Origin of the sequence: Paragemmobacter straminiformis, assembly GCF_014243445.1 — a bacterium.
Taxonomy (GTDB): Bacteria; Pseudomonadota; Alphaproteobacteria; order Rhodobacterales; family Rhodobacteraceae; genus Paragemmobacter; species Paragemmobacter straminiformis.
Window position 1 is genome coordinate 628,448 of record NZ_JACLQD010000001.1, and the last position, 21,550, is coordinate 649,997.

Sequence of the window (21,550 nt, forward strand, 5' to 3'; positions counted from 1 at the left end):
GGCAAGAAAACCGCCGGAGCCGGGGACATTCGCGCTATGCTGGGCGGAACCGTGACCCGCAGCGGAGGCAGCGCCATGACCACCCCCAAGAACACGATCTGCATCTGGTATGACCGCGAGGCCGAGGCCGCGGCCCGTTTCTATGCCGAGACCTTTCCCGACAGCGCGGTGACGGGCGTGTTCCACGCGCCCGCCGATTACCCTTCGGGCAAGGCGGGCGATGTGCTGACGGTGACCTTTACGGTCGCGGGGGTTCCCTGCCTTGGCCTGAACGGGGGGCCGGCCTTCCGGCAGTCGGAGGCGTTCTCGTTCCAGATCGCGACCGAGGATCAGGCGGAAACCGACCGCTACTGGAACGCGATCACCGGCAATGGCGGGGCGGAAAGCGCCTGCGGCTGGTGCAAGGACCGCTGGGGGCTGAACTGGCAGATCACGCCGCGCGTGCTGACCGAGGCGCTGGCGCAGGGCGGGGCGGTGGCCGAGCGCGCCTTTGCCGCGATGATGCAGATGGGCAAGATCGACGTGGCCGCGATCGAGGCGGCGGTGCGGGGGTAGCGAAGGGGAGCGGGCTGGCGGTGCGGGCCTGCGTGCCCAAGGTGCGCAGCAAGTGCGCACCCTACGATCTGTTGTTCAAGGGCGTTGGGCGACGGGCAGCCGCTTTTACAGGGTCTTGAGCTTGGCGATCAGCTTGTCGATGTCGCCGCCCGCCTGATCGAGCATCGCGCCGATTTCGGTCCGCTCGGAGGCGAGCATGTTCACGCCTTCGATGATGATGTTGAAAAACAGGTTGCGGCCCGATTTGTCCGAGACATGCCAGCGCAGGTCGAAGGGGGCTTCGCCCTTCAGCGTGGCGGTCGAGATCACCTCGTAATAGCTTTTGATCGGCTTGGCGTCGGTGACTTCGATCTTGCCGCCGATGAATTCGCGGAAGCGGCGGCCGTATTTGCGCGAGAGATAGCCCTGATAGGCTTTGGTAAAGGCCGTCATCTGCGCGGGGGTGGCCGAACGCGCGGCAACGCCGAGGGCCGAGCGGGCGATCACCGGCACGTCGGCGTATTTGACGAAGAGCTTTTCGAAATCGCCGAACATCTGGGTTTCGGAGCGGCCGGAGCTGATGATCGAGTTCACGTCGGCCACGGCCTTGTCGATCAGCGCGCGCGCGGTCGCCACGTCGAGTTCGGCAGCGGCGGGCAGCGGCAGGGCGAAGGCAGCCGACACGGCAAGTGCGACCGAGGTGAAGCCGCGGCGCGTCAGGCGAAGGGTGGGATCATTGCGCATAGGGGTCCTCGAAATTGGGGTCGTCGCCGCTGCCGTCTGCGGCACTGCCGGTCTGACCCAGCGCGAACCGCCTGTTTTGCAGATAGAGAAGCCGCGCCTGCGCGTAGCTGTCTGCGCTTTCATATAGGATGGAATCGAAAGTCGAGGAATAGCGTTGCCGATCACCAAGGGTTGAAGCGAACTTGGCGCCGGTCATCCAGTAGGTTTCAGGCGCTTGCAGCACGAGGCGCAGCGGGTTCAGCGCCACGTCGACCAGCGTTCCCGCGAAATCGCGGCCCGTCGAGGGGCCGAGGACCGGCACTTCGATGTAGCGCCCCTCTTTGGCACCCCAGACATGGAGGGTTTCGCCGAAATCGGTCGGCGCGCCGTTCAGGCCGAGTTCGGTCGCGGGATCGAACAGCCCGCCGATGCCGATGGTGGTGTTGACCACGAAACGCGCGGTGTTGCGGATCGCATCGCCCGGATTGGCCTGCAACAGATCGTTGACCACATCGCCGGGGCCGTCGAGGTTCGAGGCGAAATTGGAAACGCCCGCTTCGATGGGCGCGGGCACGACCGAGCCATAGGCCGAGGCCGCCGGGCGCAGCAGGGCCTTGTCGAGCGCGCGGTTGAAAGCGTGGACGCGGCGATTCACATTCTCGTCAGGATCGTTAATGCCCTGCGGCGCGGGTTCGCGGGCGCAAGCCGAAACGAGAAGTGCAAGCACGAGCATGGCTGCGGTGCCGCGGCGGCCCTTGCCGGGATGAACCCAAGAAAACATTGGAACTCTGCGGATCATCTTTCTACTTTCGGCATAGCCCGCGGGCAAAGGATAAGGTTCGTAAAAGCGCCTTGGCCGGGGAAAGACAAGGCATAAGACGCCCGCAAGGGCATGACAACCGACGAAGCGTGTTCTGGCAGATACGCGTTGCGGAAAGCCGCCCAAAGGGCCAGACAATTCCTTTACGACGATAAGGGGTGTTTTGGATGAGTCGAGAGTTTCAACGTGGCCTGAATGAATTGCGCGCCGCGCGGGTCGAGCAGAACGGTCTGCTTGTCGCGGCCTTTGTATTTTCCGTCTTCGTCAATATCCTGATGCTGACCGGACCGCTTTACATGCTGCAGGTCTATGACCGCGTGCTGGGAAGCCGGTCCGAGGCGACATTGGTCGCACTGTCGGCGCTGGTGACGTTTCTTTTCGTGGTCATGGGCATTCTGGACCATGCGCGGGGGCGGGTGCTGGCGCGGGTGGGCGCGCGCATCCAGCAAAGGCTGGAACGGCGGGTGTTCGAGGCCGCTCTCAAGCGGTTGATGGTGGCGCCGGACGATCCGACCGCCCTTGCCGCGCAGAAGGATGTCGAGGCGGTGCAGCGGTTCTGGTCCTCGCCCGCGCTGGTCGCGCTGATCGACATGCCCTGGGCACCGCTGTTTCTGGTGGTGATCTTCGTTTTCAACTGGGTGCTTGGCGTGATGTCGGTGATCGGCGGGATCATCATCGTGGCCATCGCCATCCTGAACCAGACACGGACCAAGGTGCCGCTGGCGCGGGCGACCTCGGCCGGGTTGCATGCCGACCGTGCGGGCGAATTGCTGAAAGGCGAGGCCGAGACGATCCGCGCGCTGGGCATGACGGGTGCCGCGTTCGACCGCTGGCAAAGGGCGCGCGGCGTGGCCGTGGCCGAAGGGATGGCGGCATCCGATGTGGGGGGGGCCTATTCCATCATCTCGCGCACGTTCCGGCTGTTCCTGCAATCTGCGATGCTGGGGCTTGGCGCTTGGCTGGTGCTGCATGGCGAGATGACGCCCGGCGCGATGATCGCGGGGTCGATCCTGATGGGGCGGGCCTTGCAGCCGATCGAGCAGGCGGTTGGGCAATGGTCGGTGGTGACGCGGGCGCGCGACGGATACGGGCGCTTGTCGGAGTTGCTGACGCGGGTGCCGCCCGAACAGCAGCGCACCGCCCTGCCCCGCCCCAAGGCGCAGGTCGAGTTCTCGGGCGTCACCGTGATGCCGCCGGGCGAGCAGGTTCCGGCCTTGCGGATGATGACCTTTACCCTGCCGCCCGGTCAGGCGCTGGGGGTGATCGGGCCTTCGGGCGCGGGCAAGTCGACCGTGGCGCGGGCGATTACCAATGTCTGGCGCATCGCCAGCGGCAAGATCCGGCTGGATGGCGCGACGCTGGACCAATATGACCCCGATGTGCTGGGCGGCTATATCGGCTACCTGCCGCAACGGGTGACGCTGTTCGACGGGACGGTTGCAGAGAACATCTCGCGTCTGGGCAAGCCCGATCCGGCCAAGGTGGTGGAAGCCGCCAAGGCCGCCGCCGCGCATGAGATGATCCTGAAGCTGCCCGAAGGCTATGACACGCGGCTGTCATCGGTGGGCGGGCGGCTGTCGGGCGGGCAGATGCAGCGCATCGGCCTTGCGCGGGCGCTTTACGGCAATCCGGTGCTGCTGATCCTCGACGAGCCGAACTCGAACCTCGACAACGAGGGGTCGCTGGCGGTGAACGCGGCGATCCGCGCGCACAAGGCGGCGGGCGGATCGGCCATGATCATGGCGCACCGTCCGGCGGCGATTCAGGAATGCGACCTGCTTCTGGTGGTGGAAGAGGGCACGCGCCGCGCCTTTGGCCCGCGCGATCAGGTCCTGCGCGAGATGGTGAAGAATTCCAACGAGATCAACCGCGCGGCGACGCCCGGAGGTGTGGTATGAGTATGAACCCCAATTCCCTTCCCCCGGTGCCTCCGACATGGTCGCCCCGCGGCCCGATCCTGCTGGGCGCCGGCGCCCTGGCCGTGCTGCTGGGCGGCTTTGGCCTGTGGAGCGTGACGACCACGATTTCGGGCGCCATCGTGGCGAACGGGCAGATACAGGTCGAGCAGAACCGGCAGGTGGTGCAGCACCCCGATGGCGGGGTGGTCGAGGCGATCAGCGTGACCGAGGGGCAGGCCGTCAAGGCCGGTGACCTGTTGCTGACGCTGGACGGGGCGATGCTGAAATCGGAGTATTCCATCGTCGAGGGGCAGTTGTTCGAGCTTATGGCCCGGCGCGCGCGGCTGGAAGCCGAGCGCGACGATGCCGCCGCCCCCGTGATGCCCGCCGAACTGGTCGAGACCGCGAAGGCCCGCGCCGATGTGGCCGAACTGGTCGACGGTCAGGTGAAGCTGTTCGACGCCCGCCGCGATACCGTGGCGCGGTCGACCGAACAGTTGCAGCGCCGCAGCGACCAGACGCGCGAACAGATCAACGGCATCGACGCGCAGGTGACGGCGATGGCGACGCAGCTCGATCTGGTGCGCAAGGAGCTGGCCGACCAGAAGGCGCTGCTGGAAAAAGGGCTGACGCAGGCCAGCCGCGTTTCGGAATTGCAGCGGCAAGAGGCCGACATGATGGGCCGCGCGGGCGAGCTGACCGCAGCCCGCGCCGAGGCCGAACAGCGGGTGACGGAAGTCGACCTCGAGGTGCTGCGCCTTGCCGCCCAGCGGCGCGAGGATGCCAGCACGCAGCTGCGCGACATCGGCTCGCAAGAGCTGGAACTGGTCGAGCGCCGCCGCGCGCTGAGCGGGCAGATCGAACGGCTTGCCGTGCGCGCGCCGGTGTCGGGTATCGTGCTGGGGCTGGCGGTGACGACGCCGCGCGCCGTGGTGCGGCCGGCGGACCCGCTGCTTTACATCATCCCGCAGGACCGCCCTTTGGTGATCGAGGCGCAGATCCCGCCCATCCACATCGACGAGGTGCGGGTGGGGCAGGAAGTGCGGCTGGTGTTCCCCGCCTTTTCCTCGCGCACGACGCCGGAACTTTTCGGGGTGGTGTCGGTCGTCTCGGCCGATGCGTTCAACGACCAGAAGACGGGGGCGACCTTTTACCGGGCCGAAATCGTGCTTGAAGCCGAGGACATGGTGAAGCTGGGTGACAAGGAATTGCTGCCCGGGATGCCGGTGGAGGCCTTTATCAAGACGGGCGACCGCACGCCGATGGCCTATCTGCTGAAGCCCTTTACCGACTATTTCCAGCGCGCCTTCCGCGAAACCTGACGCGAAAGCGTCGCTTCCGGTGCTTGCGGGGGGCCATGCCTCCCGCTAGCGTCTGGCCGAACCCGAACGGAGGCCCCCATGACCATCGAAGCCCGTCTTGCCGAACTTGGCGTCACCCTGCCCGACGCGCCCGCCCCTGCGGCGAATTACGTACCTTTCGTGGTAGTGGGCACGCTGGTCCATGTGTCGGGCCAGATTTCGCAAGATGCGAACGGGCTGATCAAGGGGCGGCTTGGCGCGGATATGACGGTGGAACAGGGGGCGGCTGCGGCGCAGCGCTGCGCGATCTCGTTGCTGGCGCAGGTCAAGAAGGCCTGCGGCGGCGACCTCTCGCGTCTGGTGCGGGCGGTCAAGCTGACCGGATTCGTCAATTCGACGCCGGATTTCACCGACCAGCCCAAGGTGATCAACGGGGCGTCCGATTTCCTTGTCGCGGCCTTGGGCGATGCCGGCCGGCATGCGCGTTCGGCGGTCTCGGCGGCCTCGTTGCCGCTGGGGGTGGCGGTCGAGATCGAAGGCATCTTCGAGATCCGCTGATGCGCGTGCCCCTGCCCGATGCGTTCCTGCGTGCCCCGCTGGCCCACCGCGCGCTGCATGACGTTGCCGCCGGCCGGCCCGAGAACAGCCGCGCCGCGGTGCGGGCGGCCATCGCGGCGGGTTACGGGATCGAGATCGACCTGCAACTGTCGCGTGACGGGGTGGCGATGGTGTTCCATGACGAGACGCTGGAACGCCTGACCCCGCGCGAGGGGTGGTTGCGCGACCTGACGGCGGCGGAACTGGCCGCCACGCCGCTGACCGGCGGGGACGAGGGGATTCCGACCTTTGCCGAAATCCTGACCATCGTCGCGGGGCGCGTGCCGCTGCTGGTCGAGTTGAAGGACCAGACCCTGCGCATGGCCGAAACCGATGGCAAGCTCGAGGCGGCGACGGCCAGCGCAGTTTCGGGCTATAACGGTCCCGTGGCGCTGATGTCCTTCAACCCGCATTGCATCGCGCATCTGGCCCGTCTTGCGCCGCATCTGCCACGGGGGATCACCACCTCGGCCTATGACCATGACGACTGGGCGCCGCTGCCGCCCGACACCTGCGACCGCCTGCGCCTGATCCCCGATTACGACCGCGTCGAAGCCGGTTTCATCAGCCACGAGGTCGCCGATCTGGCCCGGCCGCTGGTCGCCGGATTGAAGGCGAAGGGGGCGGCGATCCTGTGCTGGACCGTGCGGTCGCCGCAGGTCGAGGCCGAGGCGCGGCGCGTGGCGCAGAATATCACCTTTGAAGGCTACATGGCGGCGATGCCCGCTTGACGCATGGCGATTGCGGGCCACCCTTAGCCCCCTGCCGGCTTTCACACCGGCGCAAATATCCTCGGGGGGGTCCGGGGGGGCAGACAGCCCCCCCGGCCTGTCCGGCAAACCGACGGTATCCATGACCGAGCCCGAACTTCACGACAGCATGACCGAAATTCCCGCCGCCGCATGGGACGCTGTCGCCTGCCCCGAGGCGGCTGACGGCGGGCGGCCGCTCGATCCGTTCACCACGCACCGCTTTCTGGCGGCGCTCGATGTTTCGCATTCGACCGGCAAGGGCACGGGATGGGGGCCGAAGCCGCTGGTGATCCGCGAAGGCGGGCGGCTGATCGGGGCCATGCCGCTTTATGTCAAAAGCCACAGCCAGGGCGAATACATCTTCGACCACGGCTGGGCCGAGGCGCTGGAACGGGCGGGCGGGCGCTATTATCCCAAGTTGCAGATCGCCGTGCCCTTCACCCCCGCCACGGGGCGGCGGTTTCTGGCGGCCCCCGACGCGCCCCATGCCCGCGATGCGCTGGTGGAAACCGCCATCGGGCTGGCGCGGGGGAACCGGCTGTCGTCGCTGCACGCCACCTTTTGCACCGCGGAAGAGGCAGAGACGCTGGCCGCCCGCCACGGCTTGCTGCACCGTGTCACCCAGCAGTTCCACTGGGAAAATCGCGGCTACGCCAGTTTTGACGATTTCCTTGGCGACCTGTCATCGCGCAAGCGCAAGAACATCCGCAAGGAACGCGAGACGGCCCGCGCCTCGGGGCTGACGATCCGGGCGCTGACGGGGGACGAGATCGAGGACCGCCATTGGGACGCGTTCTGGGTGTTCTATCAGGATACCGGCAGCCGGAAATGGGGCACGCCCTACCTGACGCGGGCGTTCTTTGCCGAGATCCACCGCAGCATGCGCAACGATGTGCTGCTGGTGCTGGCCGAACGCGACGGAAAGCCCGTGGCGGGGGCGTTGAACTTCATCGGGCGCGAGACGCTTTACGGCCGCTACTGGGGTTGCACCGAGGATCATGCCTGCCTGCATTTCGAGCTGTGCTACTATCAGGCCATCGATTACGCCATCGCCCACCGGATGCCCCGTGTCGAGGCAGGCGCGCAGGGCGAGCACAAGCTGGCGCGCGGCTATCTGCCGACGCCCGTGCATTCGCTGCACTGGATCGCGGACGAGGGCTTCCGCGAGGCCGTGGCGCGCTATCTGCGGTCGGAACGCCGCGCGGTGGATGAAGAGATCGAGGTGCTGACCGCCTATGGCCCCTTTCGCAACGCCCGATCCGAGGACGGGCAAGAGGGCGAGGGGCAGGACGGGGACTGGCAAGGCGGGGACTGACAGGACGGGGACTGACAGGGCGGGCGTTTTGCGCCACTCTGGCCCCTGATGGAGGTGACGATGACCCTGACGCTTTATTCCCACCCGATGTCGCGCGGCCGCATGGCGCGCTGGATGCTGGAAGAGGTGGGCCAGCCCTACGAGGTGGTCTACCTCGACTATGGAACGTCGATGAAAGCGCCCGGCTATCTGGCGCTGAACCCGATGGGCAAGGTGCCCGCGCTGGTGCATGACGGGCATGTGGTGACCGAATGCGCCGCCGTGATCGCCTATCTGGCCGATGCCTTTCCGCAGGCCGGGCTGATGGCGCCGGACCGCGCCGCATTCTACCGCTGGATGTTCTTTGGCGCGGGCCCCTTCGAGGCGGCGGTGACAAACCGCGCGCTGGGCGTCGAGGTGCCGCCGGAAAAGGCGGGCTTCGTGGGCTATGGCGGGTTCGACCGGGTTCTCGACACGCTCGACGCCACGCTGTCGGCGCGGGACTGGCTGGCGGGCGACGGGTTCTCGGCGGCGGACCTTTATGTCGGATCGCAGCTTGGCTACGGGCTGGTGTTCGGAACCCTTCCGGCGCGGGCGTCGTTCACGGCCTATTGGAACCGGATCAAGGACCGCCCCGCCCGTCTGCGCGCCTCGGCGCTGGACGATGCGGCGCTGGCGAAAGCAAAACAGAATGGCTGAGAAACTGACGGACCGCGCGGCACTGGAGCCCTTGCTGGCCAATGGCTGGCACAGTGTCGAGGGGCGGGATGCGATCGGCAAACGCTTCGTCTTCCGCAACTTCGTCGAGGCCTTCGGCTTCATGACCCGCGCGGCGCTCTGGGCCGAAAAGCTGGACCACCATCCCGAATGGTCGAATGTCTACAAGACCGTCGACGTGGTGCTGACGACGCATGATTGCGACGGGTTGAGCGAGCTTGACGTGAAGCTTGCAAGGAAGATGGACCAACTGGCCGGATAGCCCGCGATTTTTCTGCGAAAAATCGGGCCGCGCGCCTGCGGACGGCATCCTGGCTGCAAAGGTCAGACGGCAGCCAGAGAGACGGGGGGCCAGCGACGGGGGCCAGCGACGGGGGCCAGCGACGGGGGCCAGCGACGGGGGGCCAGCGACGGGGGGCCAGCGACGGGGGGCCAGCGACGGGGGGCCAGCGACGGGGGGCCAGCGACGGGGGGCCAGCGACGGGGGGCTGTCTGCCCCCCGGCCCATCGCGGGGCGATGGGCTCCCCCCGAGGATATTTGGACAAGTGCGAAAGCAGGGGCTTTCTTGCCGCTTTCACACCCGCGCAAATATCCTCGGGGGGTGAGCCGCCCCAAGGGCGGCGAGGGGGGCAGACGGCCCCCCTTTCCCGAAGGATGCGGCGCGCGCGACCTGTCGGTATGGCGCGGAATTTTCGCAGAAAATTCGTGCGGGTCAGATCTTCTCGAGCAGTTCCTCGCCGACCGAAAGCTCGCAGGCGCCGGGTTTCTCTTCGGTGTTCAGCACCTTGACGACACCGTCCTCGGCATAGATCGCGTAGCGTTTGGAGCGGTCGATCAGACCGACGACGCCGGCGCTGAAGTTCATGCCGATGGCCTTGGTGAAGGCGGCTTCGGAATCGGCCAGCAGGGTGACCCCGGCCTTGCCGGCACCCGTGGCGGCATCCCAGGCTTCCATGACCCAGGGGTCGTTGACCGAGACGCAGATGATTTCGTCGACACCTTTGGCCGCGAATTTCTGGCGCGTGCGCATGAAGCTGGGCAGGTGGATGGTCGAGCAGGTGTCGGTGAAGGCGCCCGGCAGGCCGAAGACCACGACCCTGCGGCCCTTGAGCCGGTCCTGGATCGAGACGGGCGAGACGTTGCCGTCCTCTCGCTTGAGCAATGTGGCTTCGGGCAGTTTTGAACCCACGGAAATCGTCATGAATCATCCCTCTTCGCGTTGCGTTTTCTTCCTTGCGGGATATAGGGTCCGGCCTTGAAATAGGCCAGTGCTGGCGGGACGGAGGAACGGGAATGGCGCGGATCGTGATCGTGGGGGCGGGGCAAGCGGGTGCGGCCTGTGCAGCCAAGCTGCGGAGCCTCGGCTATGACGGTGCGATCACGCTTTTGGGCGAGGAACCCGCGCCGCCCTACCAGCGCCCGCCGCTGTCAAAGGCCTATCTTCTGGGCGAGATGGAGGAAGAGCGGCTTTGGCTGCGGTCGGCGGCCTTCTATGCCGAGCAGAAGATCGAGCTGCGTCTTGGTGCGCCGGTGCGCGCGATAGACACCGCCGCGCGGCGCGTCATGGTGGGGGACGAGGCCCTTGGCTATGACGAGCTGGTGTTGACCACGGGATCGACGCCGCGCCGCCTGCCTGCCGCGATCGGGGGCGATCTGGGCGGGGTCTATACCGTGCGCACCCTTGCCGATGTCGATGCGATGCGGGGCGAGTTCGTGGCCGGGCGCAGGCTTGTCATCGTGGGCGGGGGCTATATCGGCCTCGAGGCGGCGGCGGTGGGGGCGAAGCTGGGCCTTGATGTCACGGTGCTGGAAATGGCGCCGCGCATCCTGCAGCGGGTGGCGGCGCCCGAAACCTCGGACTACTTCCGCGCGCTGCATGCCTCGCGGGGGGTGAAGATACTGGAATCGACCGGGCTCGAGCGGCTGTTGGGCGAGGGACGCGTGAGCGGCGTGCGCTTGTCGGACGGGCGCGAGCTGGCGGCCGATTTCGTGATTGCGGGCGTGGGTATCCTGCCCGGCACGGCCTTGGCGGAAGCGGCGGGGATCGTGATCGAGAACGGCATCAGGACCGACGCGATGGGCCGCACCTCGGCCGCGCATGTCTGGGCGGCGGGGGACTGTGCCTCGTTCCCGTGGCAGGGCGGGCGGCTGCGGCTGGAATCGGTGGGAAATGCCATCGATCAGGCCGAGGCGGTGGCGGCGAACATCATGGGGGCAGAGGCCCCCTATGTCGCGCAGCCGTGGTTCTGGTCGGACCAGTATGACACGAAATTGCAGATCGCCGGGCTGAACACGGGCTATGACCGGATCGTCACGCGCGGACCCGAGGGGGATGCCGTCTCCTTTTGGTATTTCAGGGGCGACACGCTTCTTGCCGTGGATGCGATGAACGACAGCCGCGCCTATATGGTGGGCAAGCGGCTGATCGAACAGGGCAAGCCGGTAGACCCTGCGGCGATTGCGGATCCTGCGACCGTGCTGAAGGCGTTGCTCAGGTAACATGCGGATCATCGGCGGTCAGTTTCGCGGCCTGCACCTTGCCCCTGTGGGCGAGGGCGACCCCAAGGCGCATTTGCGCCCGACATCGGACCGCGTGCGCGAGTCGATCTTCAACCTGCTGGTCAACGGCGGGCATGGCGATGTGTTGACGGGGGCAAGGGTGCTTGACCTGTTCGCGGGCACGGGGGCGCTGGGGCTCGAGGCGATCAGCCGCGGGGCGGCGCGGGTGGCCTTTGTCGATGACGGGGCTACGGCGCGGGCGCTTTTGCGGCGGAATATCGAGCTGACGCGGACGATGGGTGTGACCGACGTGTGGCGGCGCGATGCGACGAAGATGGGGCCGAACCGGGGTGAGGGCTATGACCTTGTGTTCCTTGACCCGCCCTATGGCAAGGGGATGGGCGAGGCGGCGCTGGCCTCGTGCCTTGCGGGGGGGTGGCTTGCCCCCGATGCGCTTCTGGTCTGGGAGGAGGGGGTTGCCCCCCTGCCCCCTGCGGGCTTTGATATGGTGGACCAGCGGCGCTATGGCGATACGCATGTGACGCTGCTGCGGGTGGCGCAATGACGCCGCGCGCCGTGATCTTCGATTGCGACGGTGTGGTGGTCGATAGCGAGCATCCGACCCTGCTGATGGTGCAGGCGGATCTTGCCCGCTACGGCCTGCCCGTGACGCTGGAAGAATTGAACGCCAGATATGTGGGCGGCACGGTCGAGACCGTGGCCGAGCGCGCCCGCGCCAACGGTGCGGCGCTGCCTGCGGATTGGGTTCAGGATTTCTACCGGCGCATGTATGCGATGCTGCGCGAGAATACGCCGCTGATCGAAGGGATCGTCGGCGTCCTCGATGCGCTGGATGCGGCGGGGGTGCCCTTTGCGATGGGGTCGAACGGGACCATCGAGAAGATGCATATCACGCTGGGCCAGCACGGGCTGATCGGGCGGTTTCGCGGGCATCTCTATTCGGGGCAGGAGATCGGCAGGCCGAAGCCCGCGCCGGACCTGTTTCTGATGGCCGCCGAGCGGCTGGGGGTTGCGGCGGGCGACTGCGTGGTGATCGAGGATTCGGTCGCAGGGGCCACGGCGGCGCGGGCGGCGGGGATGCGCTGTTTCGGCTATGCGCCGCATGGCGATGTGACGGGGCTTGCGGGCGTGGGCGCGCAGGTGTTTTCGTCGATGCGCGACTTGCCCGCGCTGTTGGGCCTGAACGGCGAAATCTGACGCAGATTTCACGGCGATTTTTGACGCAAAAATCGGGGGCGGGGCGCGGAATTTGCGCCAGATTCCGGCGCGATTTCTGCGTCAGAAATCGCTTTGGCGGAAGATCGAGAGGATTTCCGGGAGCGGCTTCTTGCGTTTGGCGACGGCGGGGACGGTCGCATCCCCGGCAGGCCAGCCCACGGGCAGGATCATGACGGGTTTTTCATGGTCGGGCCGGCCCAGCAGGGGGCCAAGGAATTTCATCGGGTTGGGCGTGTGTTCAAGGCAGCACAGCCCCGCATGGTGCAGCGCCGCGATGAGGAAGCCCGTGGCGATGCCTGTGCTTTCGGGGACGTAATAGTTCTTGTAGCGCGCGCCGTCCTGCGTGACGCCGTAGCGTTGGGCAAAGACGACGATGAGCCAGGGCGCATCGGTCAGGTGGGGTTTGGACACGCCCGTCCCGATAGGTTCGAGGGCGGCAAGCCATTCGTCACCCGCCCCGCCCGAGTAGAAGGCGCGTTCTTCCTCTTCCGCGCCTTGGCGGATGCGGGCTTTCAGCGCGGGGTCCGAGATGGCCACGAAATGCCACGGCTGGTGGTTCGCGCCCGAGGGGGCCGTGCCGGCAGCGGCGATGCAGGCCTCGATGATCGGCAGCGGAACGGGGCGGGGCGAGAACTGGCGGACCGAATGGCGTTTTTTCATATAGGCAAGGAAGCTTTCGGCCGCGGCCTGCGCCTGATCGTCGGGCAGTTGCACGCGGTCGGGCAAGGCCAATGGCTGATAGCTTACCTCACCCTTGCGATACATCAGCCGCCCCCGATCAATGCCCCTGCGGCAAAGACCAAAGCACCGCCGAGCACGACCTGCAAGGCCGCACGCAGGAACGGGGTCTCCATGAAACGGTTCTGGATCCATGCGATGGCCCAAAGCTCGACGAAAACGACGATCATGGCGATGGTCGTGGCGGTCCAGAAATCGGGGATCAGGTAGGGCAGCGCGTGGCCCATGCCGCCAAGCATGGTCATGACACCCGAGGCGAGGCCCCGCTTCCAGGGGGAGCCGCGACCCGAAAGGACGCCGTCGTCATGGGCGGCTTCGGTGAAGCCCATGCTGATGCCCGCGCCGACGGATGCTGCGGCCCCGACGAGGAAGGTCGTCCATGTGTTCTGCGTGGCAAAGGCCGTGGCGAAGATCGGCGCGAGGGTCGAGACCGAGCCGTCCATCAGCCCCGCAAGGCCCGGCTGCACCCATGTCAGGATGAACTGGCGGCGGTCGGCGGCATCTTCGGCCTCGCGCGTGTCGGGGTCGAGGTGGGTGCGCTCCAACTCTCCGGCGCGGCGTTCGTGGCCCGCCTCGGCCGCGGCGAGATCGCCCAGCAGCTTGCGGGTGGCGGCGTCCGAGGTGGATTGCGCGGCGCGGGTGTAGAACTTGTGCGCTTCGGATTCCATCGCCGCCGCTTCGGCGCGGATGGTGGCAAGCGGCAGGTTGGCGGTCAGCCAGACGGGTTTGCGGGCATAGTGGCCCGCGACATGTTCGCGGCGGATGAGCGGGATCACATCGCCAAAGCGGGTGCGATGCAGGTCGATCAGGCGCTGGCGGTGCGTATCCTCTTCCGCAGCCATGCCGTCGAACACGGCGGCCGAGCCTGCATATTCGCCGCGCAGGCGTTCGGCGTAGCTGCGGTAGATGCGGGCGTCATCCTCTTCGGAGGAGATGGCGAGGGCGAGGATTTCCTGCTCGGTCAGGTCGGAAAAGCGGCGGCGGGTGGTGAGGCCGGGAATCATGGAGCGCCCTGTCAATCTGGAATGATTCTAAAATAGCGAAGCGCCAATCGGCGGCAAGGCGGAAATGGCGCGCCCGCTTGCCGCAGGGGAAGCGGGTGGTCTATGCTTTGCGCGATCGGGGGACAGCATGCCAGTTACCGTCGCGGCCGTGCCGCAGACCATACGCCGCGGGCGCAAGTTCGACCAAGTGCTTGCCGGCGCGCGGACGGTGTTTCTGCGCGACGGCTTCGAGGGCGCCTCGGTCGATGACATCGCGCGGGAGGCGGGGGTCAGCAAGGCGACGCTTTACAGCTATTTCCCCGACAAGCGGCTGTTGTTCATGGAGGTGGCCAAGGCCGAATGCCGCCGCCATGCCGACGAGGCGGCGGCCCTGATCGACGAGACCGCGCATGTGTCGCAGGTGTTGCGCGTTGCCGGACTGCGGATCGTCGGCTTTGCGCAATCGGATTTCGGGCAGCGGATGTTCCGCATGTGCGTGGCCGAAAGCGACCGGTTCCCCGCGCTGGGGCAAGAGTTCTATCAGGCGGGGCCGATGGTGGTGCGCGAGCGTCTTGTCGGGTTTCTGGAACGGGCGCGGGCGCGGGGCGAGGTGCGGATCGAGGATCTGGCCCTTGCGGCGGACCAGTTCGCCCAGCTGTGCAAGGCCGATCTGCATGATCGCGTGATCTTCGGCATCAGCGATTCAGCGCCGCGCGACGTGGCGCGCGTGGTCGAAGGCGCGGTCGCCATGTTCATGGCCCGCTACGGGGTGTGACCGGGGCGAAGATTTTTCGGCGAAAAATCTTCGGGCGGCGGCGGGGTCAGCCGTTTTCGCGCAGGATGCTGCCGGCAAGGTAGAGCGAGCCGCAAATCAGCACGCGCGCGGCGGGGTTTCCTGCGGTGATGGCGGCGAGCGCGTCGCCCACCGACGCAGCGGCGACGGCGTCGATGCCGGCCTTGCGGGCGGCTTCGGCCGTCACCTCGGCGGGCAGGGTGTTCTGCTCGCCTGGGATGGAGACGGCGTGCAGGCGCGTGACCTGCGGGGCAAGCGGGACCATGTAGCCCGACACATCCTTGGTGTTCAGCATGCCGCAGATGAGGTGGGTTTCGCGTTCCGGCATGCGGGCAAGCGTGGCCGCGACCGCTTCGCCCCCGGCGGGGTTGTGGCCCCCGTCGAGCCAGAGTTCGACACGCGGCGCGGCGTCGACGAGCGGGCCGCGGCGCAGGCGTTGCATGCGGGCGGGCCATTCGGCGCGGGTGACGGCGGCTTCGGCGGCGGCCTCGTTCCGGCCAAGGGCGCGGAGTGCGGTGATGGCAGCGCCTGCGTTCTGGATCTGGTGCGGGCCGGGAAGGTTGGGCAGGGGCAGGTCGAGAAGGCCGTTCTCGTCCTGATAGAGCAGGCGGCCATTTTCTTCCCAGACATGCCAGTGCTGGCCGAAGACAAGCAGCGGCGCGCCGAGGCGGTTGGCGCGGGCCTCGATCACGGCAAGCCCCTCGTCGGTTTGCGGGCCGACGATGCAGGGCACGCCGCGCTTGATGATGCCGGCTTTCTCGCCCGCGATCGCGCCCACGGTATCGCCGAGAAAGGCCTGATGGTCGAGGCTGACGGGGGTGATGATGGTCAGCGCGGGGCGTTCGACCACGTTCGTCGCGTCAAGCCGCCCGCCGAGACCCACCTCGAGCAGCGTCCAGTCGGCGGGGGTGCGGGCAAAGGCCGCAAAGGCGGCGCAGGTGGTGATCTCGAAAAAGGTGATCTCGTCGGGACCGTTCCTTTCGACGCATTCGTCGAGAAGGGCGGTGAGGGCGGGTTCGGAGATCAACTCGCCTGCCAGCCGGATGCGTTCGTGGAAGCGGGCAAGGTGGGGCGAGGTGTAGGCATGGACGCGGTCGCCCCCCGCCTCAAGCCCCGCGCGGATCATGGCCTGCGTGCTGCCCTTGCCGTTCGTGCCCGCGATATGGATCACGGGCGGAAGGCTGCGTTCGGGATGGCCCAGCGCCGCCAGCAGGCGATGCACCCGGTCGAGCGTGAGGTCGATGACCTTGGGGTGCAGGGTCATCATCCGTTCGAGGACGGCGTCGGAGGTCCTGGTGGCCACGGGTCAGGCTTCGGCAGGTTGCAGGGTCAATTCGCCCTTGATCGCGGGGGGTTGGCCCGTAAGCAGGCGGATGATCGTGACCAGTTCCTCGCGCATCGCCTTGCGATGGGTGACGCGGTCGAGCATGCCGTGGTCAAGCAGGTATTCGGCGCGCTGGAACCCTTCGGGCAGTTTCTCGCGGATGGTCTGTTCGATCACGCGGGGTCCGGCAAAGCAGATCAGCGCGTTGGGTTCGGCGATCTGCACATCGCCCAGCATGGCGTAGGAGGCCGTCACGCCGCCCGTGGTCGGGTGGGTGAGGACGACGATATAAGGCAAGCGCGCCTCGCGCAGCATTTCGACGGCGACGGTGGTGCGGGGCATCTGCATGAGGGACAGGATCCCTTCCTGCATCCGCGCGCCGCCTGCGGCCGAGAAGAGGACGAGCGGGCGCTTCATCTCGACCGCGCGCTGTGCGGCGGCAAGGATGGCGTTGCCGACATACATGCCCATCGATCCGGCCATGAAGGAGAAGTCCTGCGCCACGGCGACGACGGGGGTGCGGGCGATCTCGCCCTCGGCCACGAGCATGGCTTCGCGTTCGCCCGTCGCCTTTTGCGCGGTCTTGAGACGGTCGGGGTATTTCTTCTGGTCGCGGAAGTGCAGCGGATCGACGACGGGTTCGGGAACCTTCACCTCGGTGAAGATGCCGCCGTCGAAAAGCGCGCCGAAGCGGTCGCGCGGGCTGATCGCCATGTGATGGTCGCAGTGGGTGCAGACGTTGAGGTTGGCGGCGAGTTCGCGGTGGAACAGCATCGTGCCGCATTCGGGGCACTTGGTCCAAAGGTTCTCGGGCACTTCCCTGCGCGAGAAGAGCGAGTTGATCTTGGGACGGACGTAGTTCGAAATCCAGTTCATCGCAGGCGCGGCCCTTCGGTCGTGGCACTTGGCAGTCGGAGACAGATAGTCCGGCGGGGGGTGAATTGCAATCGTCGGGCAGCGGGCGTCGGGCAGCGGGCGTCGGGCAGCGGGCGTCGGGCAGCGGGCGTCGGGCAGCGGGACGGCGGGCAGCGGGACGGCGGGCAACGGGCGGCAGCGGAACAGGGCGGGCGCCCGGTGCTGCGCGGGGCGGTTGCAGGACGGGGGGCAGGACGGGGGGCTTTCCGCCCCCCACGCGCCCCGTGCGGGGCGCCCCCCCCGAGGATATTTGGGCGAGCATGAAAGGGCCAAGGGCGCCTGCGCCGCATCAAGCCGATGGACGCATGGGCTGCGGGGGCGCTATGCAAGGGGCAAAGCCGTCACGGCGGGATGCCGGCATGTGCGGAGCGATGGGGTGGCAGAATGACGAACCCGTGGAGGGCGGCCCTTGCCGTGCTGGTGGCGCTGGCCTTGGCAGGTTGCGATGCGGCGGGCGTGGGGCGCATCCGCAGCATCGACATTCTGGACGGGGCGGTCACGGCGGCGGCACCCTCGGGCTATTGCATCTCGCCGGGGGCGGGGATGCGGGGGACGGATGCCGCGGTGATCCTGATGGGGCGCTGTTCGGGCAGCCCTTCGGCCACGGCGGCACCGGCGGTGATCACGCTGTCGGTCGGCCCTGCGGGATCGGCCGGAGTGATGGCGGATGGCGGGGCGAGCCTTGCGGCATTCTTCCAGACCGAGGAGGGGCGCGGCGCGCTGAGCCGTGCGGGCAAGGCCGAGGATGTGCGCGTGCTGTCGGCCGTGGGCAGCGACGATGCCTTTGTCATGCATGTGGCCGACAGTGCCGTGGGGGAATACTGGCGGGCCATACGCGGATTGCGCGGACGGCTTGCGACGATCTCGGTCAGCGGGGCCGAGGGGGCGCCGATCACCTCGGGACAGGGCAAGGCGCTGCTCGAGGCGACGCTGGCCGCGCTGGCGGCGGCGAATCGGGTGGCCGCTGCGGTGGCGCCGTGACACTTTCGGCGGGGCTTGCGCAATTTTGGCAGTGGCGCGCCCCGCCTTTTGCGGCATAAACAGCCACGGGGCGCGGGCTGCAGGGCACGCGCGCGCGGCGTGGGCACGCGGGTGTGGGGCAGTGTGATTTGGGCAGGCTGGACAGCGTTTTGGACAGGGTGCTTCAGCGACGCGCGCTGAGGCGGTGGGAAGAGATGGCCGAGGCCGCGCCGGCTGCCGATTTTTCGGCATTGCGGGTGTGGCGCAACCGTGCGCGCGCCCTGCGCCGCCAGCTGGACCGCGTGATCCATGCGGCCGACCACAGGCTTGCCCTGCCGATCATCGGATCGAACGCGATGCGCAAGTTGCCGGGCACCGACTGGGTCTGGCGGCCCGATCTGTGGAAGGGACCGATCCCCGTGCCGGGGATGGCGGCGGTGACCACGCGGGCGCAGGTGTGCGAGGGGGCGACGATCTTCCACGATTGCCGCCAGTCGGAACTGACGCTGCGGCAGGTGCGGAACACGCGCGAAGAGGATGTGGCCCCCTTTGGCCTGCGGATGGACGTGTTCCGTTTCGACGGGTCGTTCCTGTCGCTGGTCATCGACCTGCCGGACGAGGGCGCGCGGGGGCTGAAGCTGCGCCACCTGTTGCGGGTCGATGCGATCATCGAACTGGAAAAACCGCTCGAGATCTTTGCGCGGCTGAACATCAAGCACGGGCCGAACACCGAACAGGTGGTGCGGGAAATGCCCTTTGACGCGCCCCATGCGATGGTGGAATTCGACCTTGCCTATACCAAGGTCAACGAAAAGCGGATCGAGCGGCTTTGGGTCGATCTGATCTTCGAGGGGCCGGAAATGAACCAGATCACCCTGCGCGACCTGACGGTGAGCCGCAGGCCAAGGGCGGAGTTGTAAGTGATGGACGCGGCAAGGGACGGGGCAAGGGACGGGGCAAGCCTGACAAAGACGCGCATCCGCAACGGGGTTTGGGAAGGCGTGTTGAAGGCCGAGTCCGATATCGGGCAACCCGCACTCGAGGTGCGGCTGAACGAGGTGGCGCTGCCGGGCCTGTCGGTCACGGCCTTGCCGGACCGCGAACGGGAATGGCTGGTCAAGGTGCCGGTCCCGGCGTCGGTGCTGAACGAGGGGGTGCAGACCTTTCTGATCCGCGCCCGCGCGTCGGGGCAGACGCTGGCGCATTTCACCATCATCACCGGGGTGGCGATGGAGGACGATCTGCGCGCCGAGGTCGATCTGCTGCGGGCGGAGCTTGACATGCTCAAACGTGCGTTCCGGCGGCATTGCGTGGAAACCGCGTGAGCTGACGTCGCGTTCGCGGGTGACTTCGCCGCCGCGCCGCGCCATCGTGGCGGGCAGGAGGAGACCATGCCCTATCCGCATCTGCTGGCACCCCTGACGCTGGGCCATATCACGCTGCGCAACCGCGTGGTGATGGGGTCCATGCATACGGGGCTGGAGGAGCGCGGCGACTGGGACCGCGTGGCGGCCTTTTACGCCGCGCGGGCACGGGGCGGGGCGGGGCTGATCGTGACGGGGGGCATGGCGCCCAATGTCGAGGGCGCGGTGTTTCCGGGGGCGGCGGGGCTGTTCGGTGATGCCGACATCGCCAACCATCGCCGCGTGACCGCGCAGGTGCAGGGCGAAGGCGGGCGGATCGTGATGCAGATCCTGCACGCGGGGCGATATGCCTATGGCAGGGAGTGCGTCTCGGCCTCGGCCATCCGTTCGCCGATTTCGCCCTTTACCCCGCGCGCGCTGGACGAGGCGGGGATCGAGAAGCAGATCGCCGACATGGTGACCGCCGCCCTGCGGGCGCAGGAGGCGGGGTATGACGGGGTCGAGGTGATGGGGAGCGAGGGGTATTTCCTGAACCAGTTCCTCGTGCGGCATGTGAACCGCAGGACCGACCGCTGGGGCGGAGCCTATGAGAACCGGATGCGGCTTGCGGTCGAGGTGGTGCGGCGCATCCGTGCCGCGACGGGGGCCGGATTCCTGCTGGTGTTCCGGCTGAGCCTGATCGATCTGGTGCCGGACGGATCGACCTGGGACGAGGTCGCAACCCTTGCCAGGGCCGTGCAGGCGGCGGGGGCGGATGCGATCAACACCGGCATCGGCTGGCACGAGGCGCGGGTGCCGACGATTGCGACAAGCGTGCCGCGGGCGGCCTTTGCGCATCTGACGGGGCGGTTGCGGGGGCAGGTCGGCATTCCGGTGATCGCCGCCAACAGGATCAACACCCCCGAGGTGGCCGAGGGGATTCTGGCGGCGGGCTTGGCCGATCTGGTCGGCATGGCGCGGCCGCTGCTGGCGGACCCCGATTTCGTGGCCAAGGCGGCGGCGGGGCGGGCGCGCGAGATCGCGCCCTGCATCGCCTGCAATCAGGCCTGTCTGGACCACACCTTCAGCGGCAAGCCCGCGACCTGTCTGGTCAATCCGCAGGCGGGGCAGGAACTGGATCTGGTCTATGCGCCCGCGCGGCAGCCGCGCCGGATCGCCGTGGTCGGTGCGGGGCCGGCAGGGATGATGGCGGCGGCGGTGGCGGCAGAGCGCGGGCACCGGGTGGTGCTGTTCGAGGCGGCGAATGCCATCGGCGGGCAGTTGCGTCTGGCGGCGGCGGTGCCGGGAAAGGAAGAGTTTCGCGGATTGATCGACTGGTTCGCCACGCGGCTGGCCGTGGCCGGGGTCGACCTGCGTCTGGGTGCCGCGCCGACGGCCGAGGCGTTGCGCGGCTATGACGAGGTGGTCGTGGCCACGGGAGTTGCCCCGCGCGCGGCCGGAATCGCCGGGCAGGAGCGCGCGCTGTCCTATGCCGATGTGCTGCGGGGGGCGCCCGTGGGCGCGCGCGTGGCGGTGATCGGGGCGGGGGGAATCGGCTTCGATGTGGCCGGATTTCTGGTGCAGGGCGGGGAAAGCCCGGCGCTGGATGCGGGGCTGTGGCGGCGCGAATGGGGGGTGGGCGATCCTGCGACCTCGGCAGGCGGATTGGCCCCCCCTGCCCCGCTTGCGCCCGCGCGGCAGGTCTGGCTGCTGCAACGCAAGGCCGAAAGACCGGGGCGCGGGCTGGGCAAGACCACGGGCTGGATCCACCGCGCCGCGCTGGCGGCCAAGGGCGTGCGGATGCTGGGCGGAGTGAGCTATGACCGGATCACCGCCGAGGGGCTGCACATCTTTCGCGAGGGCAAGCCGGAACTGATCGAGGCCGATTCGGTTGTGATCTGCGCCGGGCAGAGCGAGCGGCGCGAGCTGTGCATCGCGCTTGATGCGGCGGGGGTTCATCATCATGTCATCGGCGGGGCGCATGTTTCGCGCGAACTCGACGCGAAAACTGCCATAGATCAGGGCGCGAGGCTTGCAGCGTTGCTTTGATCGGCCCTGACGGTACGGAACCGTCCGTTTCCCGCGGCGCAACGATGGTAAAGAATACCGCGGATAGGTC

The 21,550-nt window shown here is 67.7% G+C and carries 23 protein-coding genes; 16 read left to right on the plus strand and 7 right to left on the minus strand.

Features of this window, described 5'->3' with window-relative positions; translation table 11 throughout:
* Positions 1–75: 75 nt before the first annotated feature.
* Positions 76–555 carry a VOC family protein gene (locus H7F16_RS02970; RefSeq protein WP_185796052.1) on the plus strand — a complete coding sequence of 160 codons (480 nt, stop codon included), beginning with the start codon at positions 76–78 and terminating at the stop codon, positions 553–555.
* Between the two features lie 105 nt (positions 556–660).
* On the opposite strand, the gene H7F16_RS02975 is transcribed toward H7F16_RS02970, so the two are convergent.
* Both H7F16_RS02975 and H7F16_RS02980 read right to left on the minus strand, forming a co-directional pair.
* Complete coding sequence (locus tag H7F16_RS02975) at positions 661–1,278, minus strand: MlaC/ttg2D family ABC transporter substrate-binding protein (RefSeq protein ID WP_185796053.1); 618 nt, start codon at positions 1,276–1,278, stop codon at positions 661–663.
* Positions 1,268–2,038: an MlaA family lipoprotein gene (locus tag H7F16_RS02980; protein WP_185796054.1), complete on the minus strand. Its 771-nt coding sequence runs from the start codon at positions 2,036–2,038 to the stop codon at positions 1,268–1,270. Before H7F16_RS02980 ends, H7F16_RS02975 begins: the two co-directional genes overlap by 11 nt.
* Before the next feature lie 206 nt (positions 2,039–2,244).
* Between H7F16_RS02980 and H7F16_RS02985 the strand changes: the two genes are divergently transcribed.
* The 7 genes from H7F16_RS02985 to H7F16_RS03015 all read left to right on the plus strand — a co-directional run bounded on the left by H7F16_RS02985 (position 2,245) and on the right by H7F16_RS03015 (position 8,898).
* Entirely contained in the window at positions 2,245–3,975 is a 1,731-nt protein-coding gene (locus H7F16_RS02985; protein ID WP_185796055.1) for a type I secretion system permease/ATPase, read from the plus strand.
* Positions 3,972–5,297, plus strand: a complete 1,326-nt coding sequence (locus H7F16_RS02990; protein ID WP_241741156.1) for an HlyD family type I secretion periplasmic adaptor subunit — start codon at positions 3,972–3,974, stop codon at positions 5,295–5,297. Before H7F16_RS02985 ends, H7F16_RS02990 begins: the two co-directional genes overlap by 4 nt.
* 78 nt (positions 5,298–5,375) lie before the next feature.
* Positions 5,376–5,834, plus strand: coding sequence for a RidA family protein (locus H7F16_RS02995; RefSeq protein ID WP_185796056.1), 459 nt, complete (start codon positions 5,376–5,378; stop codon positions 5,832–5,834).
* Positions 5,834–6,604 carry a glycerophosphodiester phosphodiesterase family protein gene (locus tag H7F16_RS03000; protein WP_185796057.1) on the plus strand — a complete coding sequence of 257 codons (771 nt, stop codon included), beginning with the start codon at positions 5,834–5,836 and terminating at the stop codon, positions 6,602–6,604. The genes H7F16_RS02995 and H7F16_RS03000 overlap by 1 nt, the downstream gene beginning before the upstream one ends.
* 121 nt (positions 6,605–6,725) lie before the next feature.
* Positions 6,726–7,940, plus strand: a complete 1,215-nt coding sequence (locus H7F16_RS03005) for a GNAT family N-acetyltransferase (RefSeq protein ID WP_185796058.1) — start codon at positions 6,726–6,728, stop codon at positions 7,938–7,940.
* Between the two features lie 60 nt (positions 7,941–8,000).
* Complete coding sequence (locus H7F16_RS03010; protein ID WP_206682559.1) at positions 8,001–8,618, plus strand: glutathione S-transferase family protein; 618 nt, start codon at positions 8,001–8,003, stop codon at positions 8,616–8,618.
* Positions 8,611–8,898 (plus strand): 4a-hydroxytetrahydrobiopterin dehydratase, encoded by a 288-nt coding sequence (locus H7F16_RS03015; RefSeq protein ID WP_185796060.1) that lies wholly within the window; start codon positions 8,611–8,613, stop codon positions 8,896–8,898. The genes H7F16_RS03010 and H7F16_RS03015 overlap by 8 nt, the downstream gene beginning before the upstream one ends.
* A 451-nt stretch (positions 8,899–9,349) precedes the next feature.
* Here H7F16_RS03015 and H7F16_RS03020 read toward each other — a convergent pair whose 3' ends face one another.
* Positions 9,350–9,838, minus strand: coding sequence for a peroxiredoxin (locus H7F16_RS03020; RefSeq protein WP_185796061.1), 489 nt, complete (start codon positions 9,836–9,838; stop codon positions 9,350–9,352).
* A gap of 92 nt (positions 9,839–9,930) precedes the next feature.
* Here H7F16_RS03020 and H7F16_RS03025 point away from each other — a divergent pair, with 92 nt between their 5' ends.
* Genes H7F16_RS03025 through H7F16_RS03035 form a run of 3 tightly spaced genes read left to right on the plus strand, consistent with a single transcriptional unit; the run spans position 9,931 to position 12,354 of the window.
* Entirely contained in the window at positions 9,931–11,136 is a 1,206-nt protein-coding gene (locus H7F16_RS03025; RefSeq protein WP_185796062.1) for an NAD(P)/FAD-dependent oxidoreductase, read from the plus strand.
* A 1-nt stretch (position 11,137) separates the two neighbouring features.
* Positions 11,138–11,701: a 16S rRNA (guanine(966)-N(2))-methyltransferase RsmD gene (rsmD, locus tag H7F16_RS03030; RefSeq protein WP_185796063.1), complete on the plus strand. Its 564-nt coding sequence runs from the start codon at positions 11,138–11,140 to the stop codon at positions 11,699–11,701.
* Positions 11,698–12,354 carry an HAD family hydrolase gene (locus H7F16_RS03035; protein WP_185796064.1) on the plus strand — a complete coding sequence of 219 codons (657 nt, stop codon included), beginning with the start codon at positions 11,698–11,700 and terminating at the stop codon, positions 12,352–12,354. The genes rsmD and H7F16_RS03035 overlap by 4 nt, the downstream gene beginning before the upstream one ends.
* A gap of 81 nt (positions 12,355–12,435) precedes the next feature.
* Here the strand turns inward: H7F16_RS03035 and H7F16_RS03040 are convergent, their stop codons facing one another.
* Together H7F16_RS03040 and mbfA are read right to left on the minus strand one after the other, a co-directional pair.
* Positions 12,436–13,140 (minus strand): nitroreductase family protein, encoded by a 705-nt coding sequence (locus H7F16_RS03040; protein ID WP_185796065.1) that lies wholly within the window; start codon positions 13,138–13,140, stop codon positions 12,436–12,438.
* A complete protein-coding gene (gene mbfA, locus H7F16_RS03045; protein ID WP_185796066.1) occupies positions 13,140–14,117 on the minus strand; it encodes an iron exporter MbfA in 978 nt (325 codons plus the stop codon). Before mbfA ends, H7F16_RS03040 begins: the two co-directional genes overlap by 1 nt.
* A gap of 127 nt (positions 14,118–14,244) precedes the next feature.
* Here mbfA and H7F16_RS03050 point away from each other — a divergent pair, with 127 nt between their 5' ends.
* Positions 14,245–14,871, plus strand: a complete 627-nt coding sequence (locus tag H7F16_RS03050; protein ID WP_185796067.1) for a TetR/AcrR family transcriptional regulator — start codon at positions 14,245–14,247, stop codon at positions 14,869–14,871.
* Between the two features lie 46 nt (positions 14,872–14,917).
* Here the strand turns inward: H7F16_RS03050 and H7F16_RS03055 are convergent, their stop codons facing one another.
* On the minus strand, positions 14,918–16,156 hold the full coding sequence (locus H7F16_RS03055; protein WP_194308422.1) for a bifunctional folylpolyglutamate synthase/dihydrofolate synthase: 1,239 nt from the start codon (positions 16,154–16,156) through the stop codon (positions 14,918–14,920).
* 39 nt (positions 16,157–16,195) lie between these two features.
* Complete coding sequence (gene accD, locus H7F16_RS03060; RefSeq protein ID WP_185796069.1) at positions 16,196–17,089, minus strand: acetyl-CoA carboxylase, carboxyltransferase subunit beta; 894 nt, start codon at positions 17,087–17,089, stop codon at positions 16,196–16,198.
* Between the two features lie 423 nt (positions 17,090–17,512).
* On the opposite strand from accD, the gene H7F16_RS03065 reads away from it, so the two are divergent.
* From H7F16_RS03065 to H7F16_RS03080, 4 genes are all read left to right on the plus strand, one after another.
* On the plus strand, positions 17,513–18,109 hold the full coding sequence (locus tag H7F16_RS03065) for a cation transport ATPase (protein WP_185796070.1): 597 nt from the start codon (positions 17,513–17,515) through the stop codon (positions 18,107–18,109).
* A 137-nt stretch (positions 18,110–18,246) separates the two neighbouring features.
* A complete protein-coding gene (locus H7F16_RS03070) occupies positions 18,247–19,008 on the plus strand; it encodes a DUF6478 family protein (protein WP_185796619.1) in 762 nt (253 codons plus the stop codon).
* Between the two features lie 3 nt (positions 19,009–19,011).
* Complete coding sequence (locus tag H7F16_RS03075; RefSeq protein ID WP_185796071.1) at positions 19,012–19,413, plus strand: hypothetical protein; 402 nt, start codon at positions 19,012–19,014, stop codon at positions 19,411–19,413.
* 66 nt (positions 19,414–19,479) lie between these two features.
* Entirely contained in the window at positions 19,480–21,480 is a 2,001-nt protein-coding gene (locus H7F16_RS03080) for an NADPH-dependent 2,4-dienoyl-CoA reductase (RefSeq protein WP_185796072.1), read from the plus strand.
* Positions 21,481–21,550 lie beyond the last annotated feature (70 nt).

Bases quoted from the DNA above. Each gene is read 5' to 3' on its own strand.
- H7F16_RS02970 (WP_185796052.1), top strand. From the start codon at position 76: ATGACCACCCCCAAGAACACGATCTGCATCTGGTATGACCGCGAGGCC.
- H7F16_RS02975 (WP_185796053.1), bottom strand. From the start codon at position 1,278: ATGCGCAATGATCCCACCCTTCGCCTGACGCGCCGCGGCTTCACCTCG.
- H7F16_RS02980 (WP_185796054.1), bottom strand. From the start codon at position 2,038: ATGTTTTCTTGGGTTCATCCCGGCAAGGGCCGCCGCGGCACCGCAGCC.
- H7F16_RS02985 (WP_185796055.1), top strand. From the start codon at position 2,245: ATGAGTCGAGAGTTTCAACGTGGCCTGAATGAATTGCGCGCCGCGCGG.
- H7F16_RS02990 (WP_241741156.1), top strand. From the start codon at position 3,972: ATGAGTATGAACCCCAATTCCCTTCCCCCGGTGCCTCCGACATGGTCG.
- H7F16_RS02995 (WP_185796056.1), top strand. From the start codon at position 5,376: ATGACCATCGAAGCCCGTCTTGCCGAACTTGGCGTCACCCTGCCCGAC.
- H7F16_RS03000 (WP_185796057.1), top strand. From the start codon at position 5,834: ATGCGCGTGCCCCTGCCCGATGCGTTCCTGCGTGCCCCGCTGGCCCAC.
- H7F16_RS03005 (WP_185796058.1), top strand. From the start codon at position 6,726: ATGACCGAGCCCGAACTTCACGACAGCATGACCGAAATTCCCGCCGCC.
- H7F16_RS03010 (WP_206682559.1), top strand. From the start codon at position 8,001: ATGACCCTGACGCTTTATTCCCACCCGATGTCGCGCGGCCGCATGGCG.
- H7F16_RS03015 (WP_185796060.1), top strand. From the start codon at position 8,611: ATGGCTGAGAAACTGACGGACCGCGCGGCACTGGAGCCCTTGCTGGCC.
- H7F16_RS03020 (WP_185796061.1), bottom strand. From the start codon at position 9,838: ATGACGATTTCCGTGGGTTCAAAACTGCCCGAAGCCACATTGCTCAAG.
- H7F16_RS03025 (WP_185796062.1), top strand. From the start codon at position 9,931: ATGGCGCGGATCGTGATCGTGGGGGCGGGGCAAGCGGGTGCGGCCTGT.
- rsmD (WP_185796063.1), top strand. From the start codon at position 11,138: ATGCGGATCATCGGCGGTCAGTTTCGCGGCCTGCACCTTGCCCCTGTG.
- H7F16_RS03035 (WP_185796064.1), top strand. From the start codon at position 11,698: ATGACGCCGCGCGCCGTGATCTTCGATTGCGACGGTGTGGTGGTCGAT.
- H7F16_RS03040 (WP_185796065.1), bottom strand. From the start codon at position 13,140: ATGTATCGCAAGGGTGAGGTAAGCTATCAGCCATTGGCCTTGCCCGAC.
- mbfA (WP_185796066.1), bottom strand. From the start codon at position 14,117: ATGATTCCCGGCCTCACCACCCGCCGCCGCTTTTCCGACCTGACCGAG.
- H7F16_RS03050 (WP_185796067.1), top strand. From the start codon at position 14,245: ATGCCAGTTACCGTCGCGGCCGTGCCGCAGACCATACGCCGCGGGCGC.
- H7F16_RS03055 (WP_194308422.1), bottom strand. From the start codon at position 16,156: ATGATGACCCTGCACCCCAAGGTCATCGACCTCACGCTCGACCGGGTG.
- accD (WP_185796069.1), bottom strand. From the start codon at position 17,089: ATGAACTGGATTTCGAACTACGTCCGTCCCAAGATCAACTCGCTCTTC.
- H7F16_RS03065 (WP_185796070.1), top strand. From the start codon at position 17,513: ATGACGAACCCGTGGAGGGCGGCCCTTGCCGTGCTGGTGGCGCTGGCC.
- H7F16_RS03075 (WP_185796071.1), top strand. From the start codon at position 19,012: ATGGACGCGGCAAGGGACGGGGCAAGGGACGGGGCAAGCCTGACAAAG.
- H7F16_RS03080 (WP_185796072.1), top strand. From the start codon at position 19,480: ATGCCCTATCCGCATCTGCTGGCACCCCTGACGCTGGGCCATATCACG.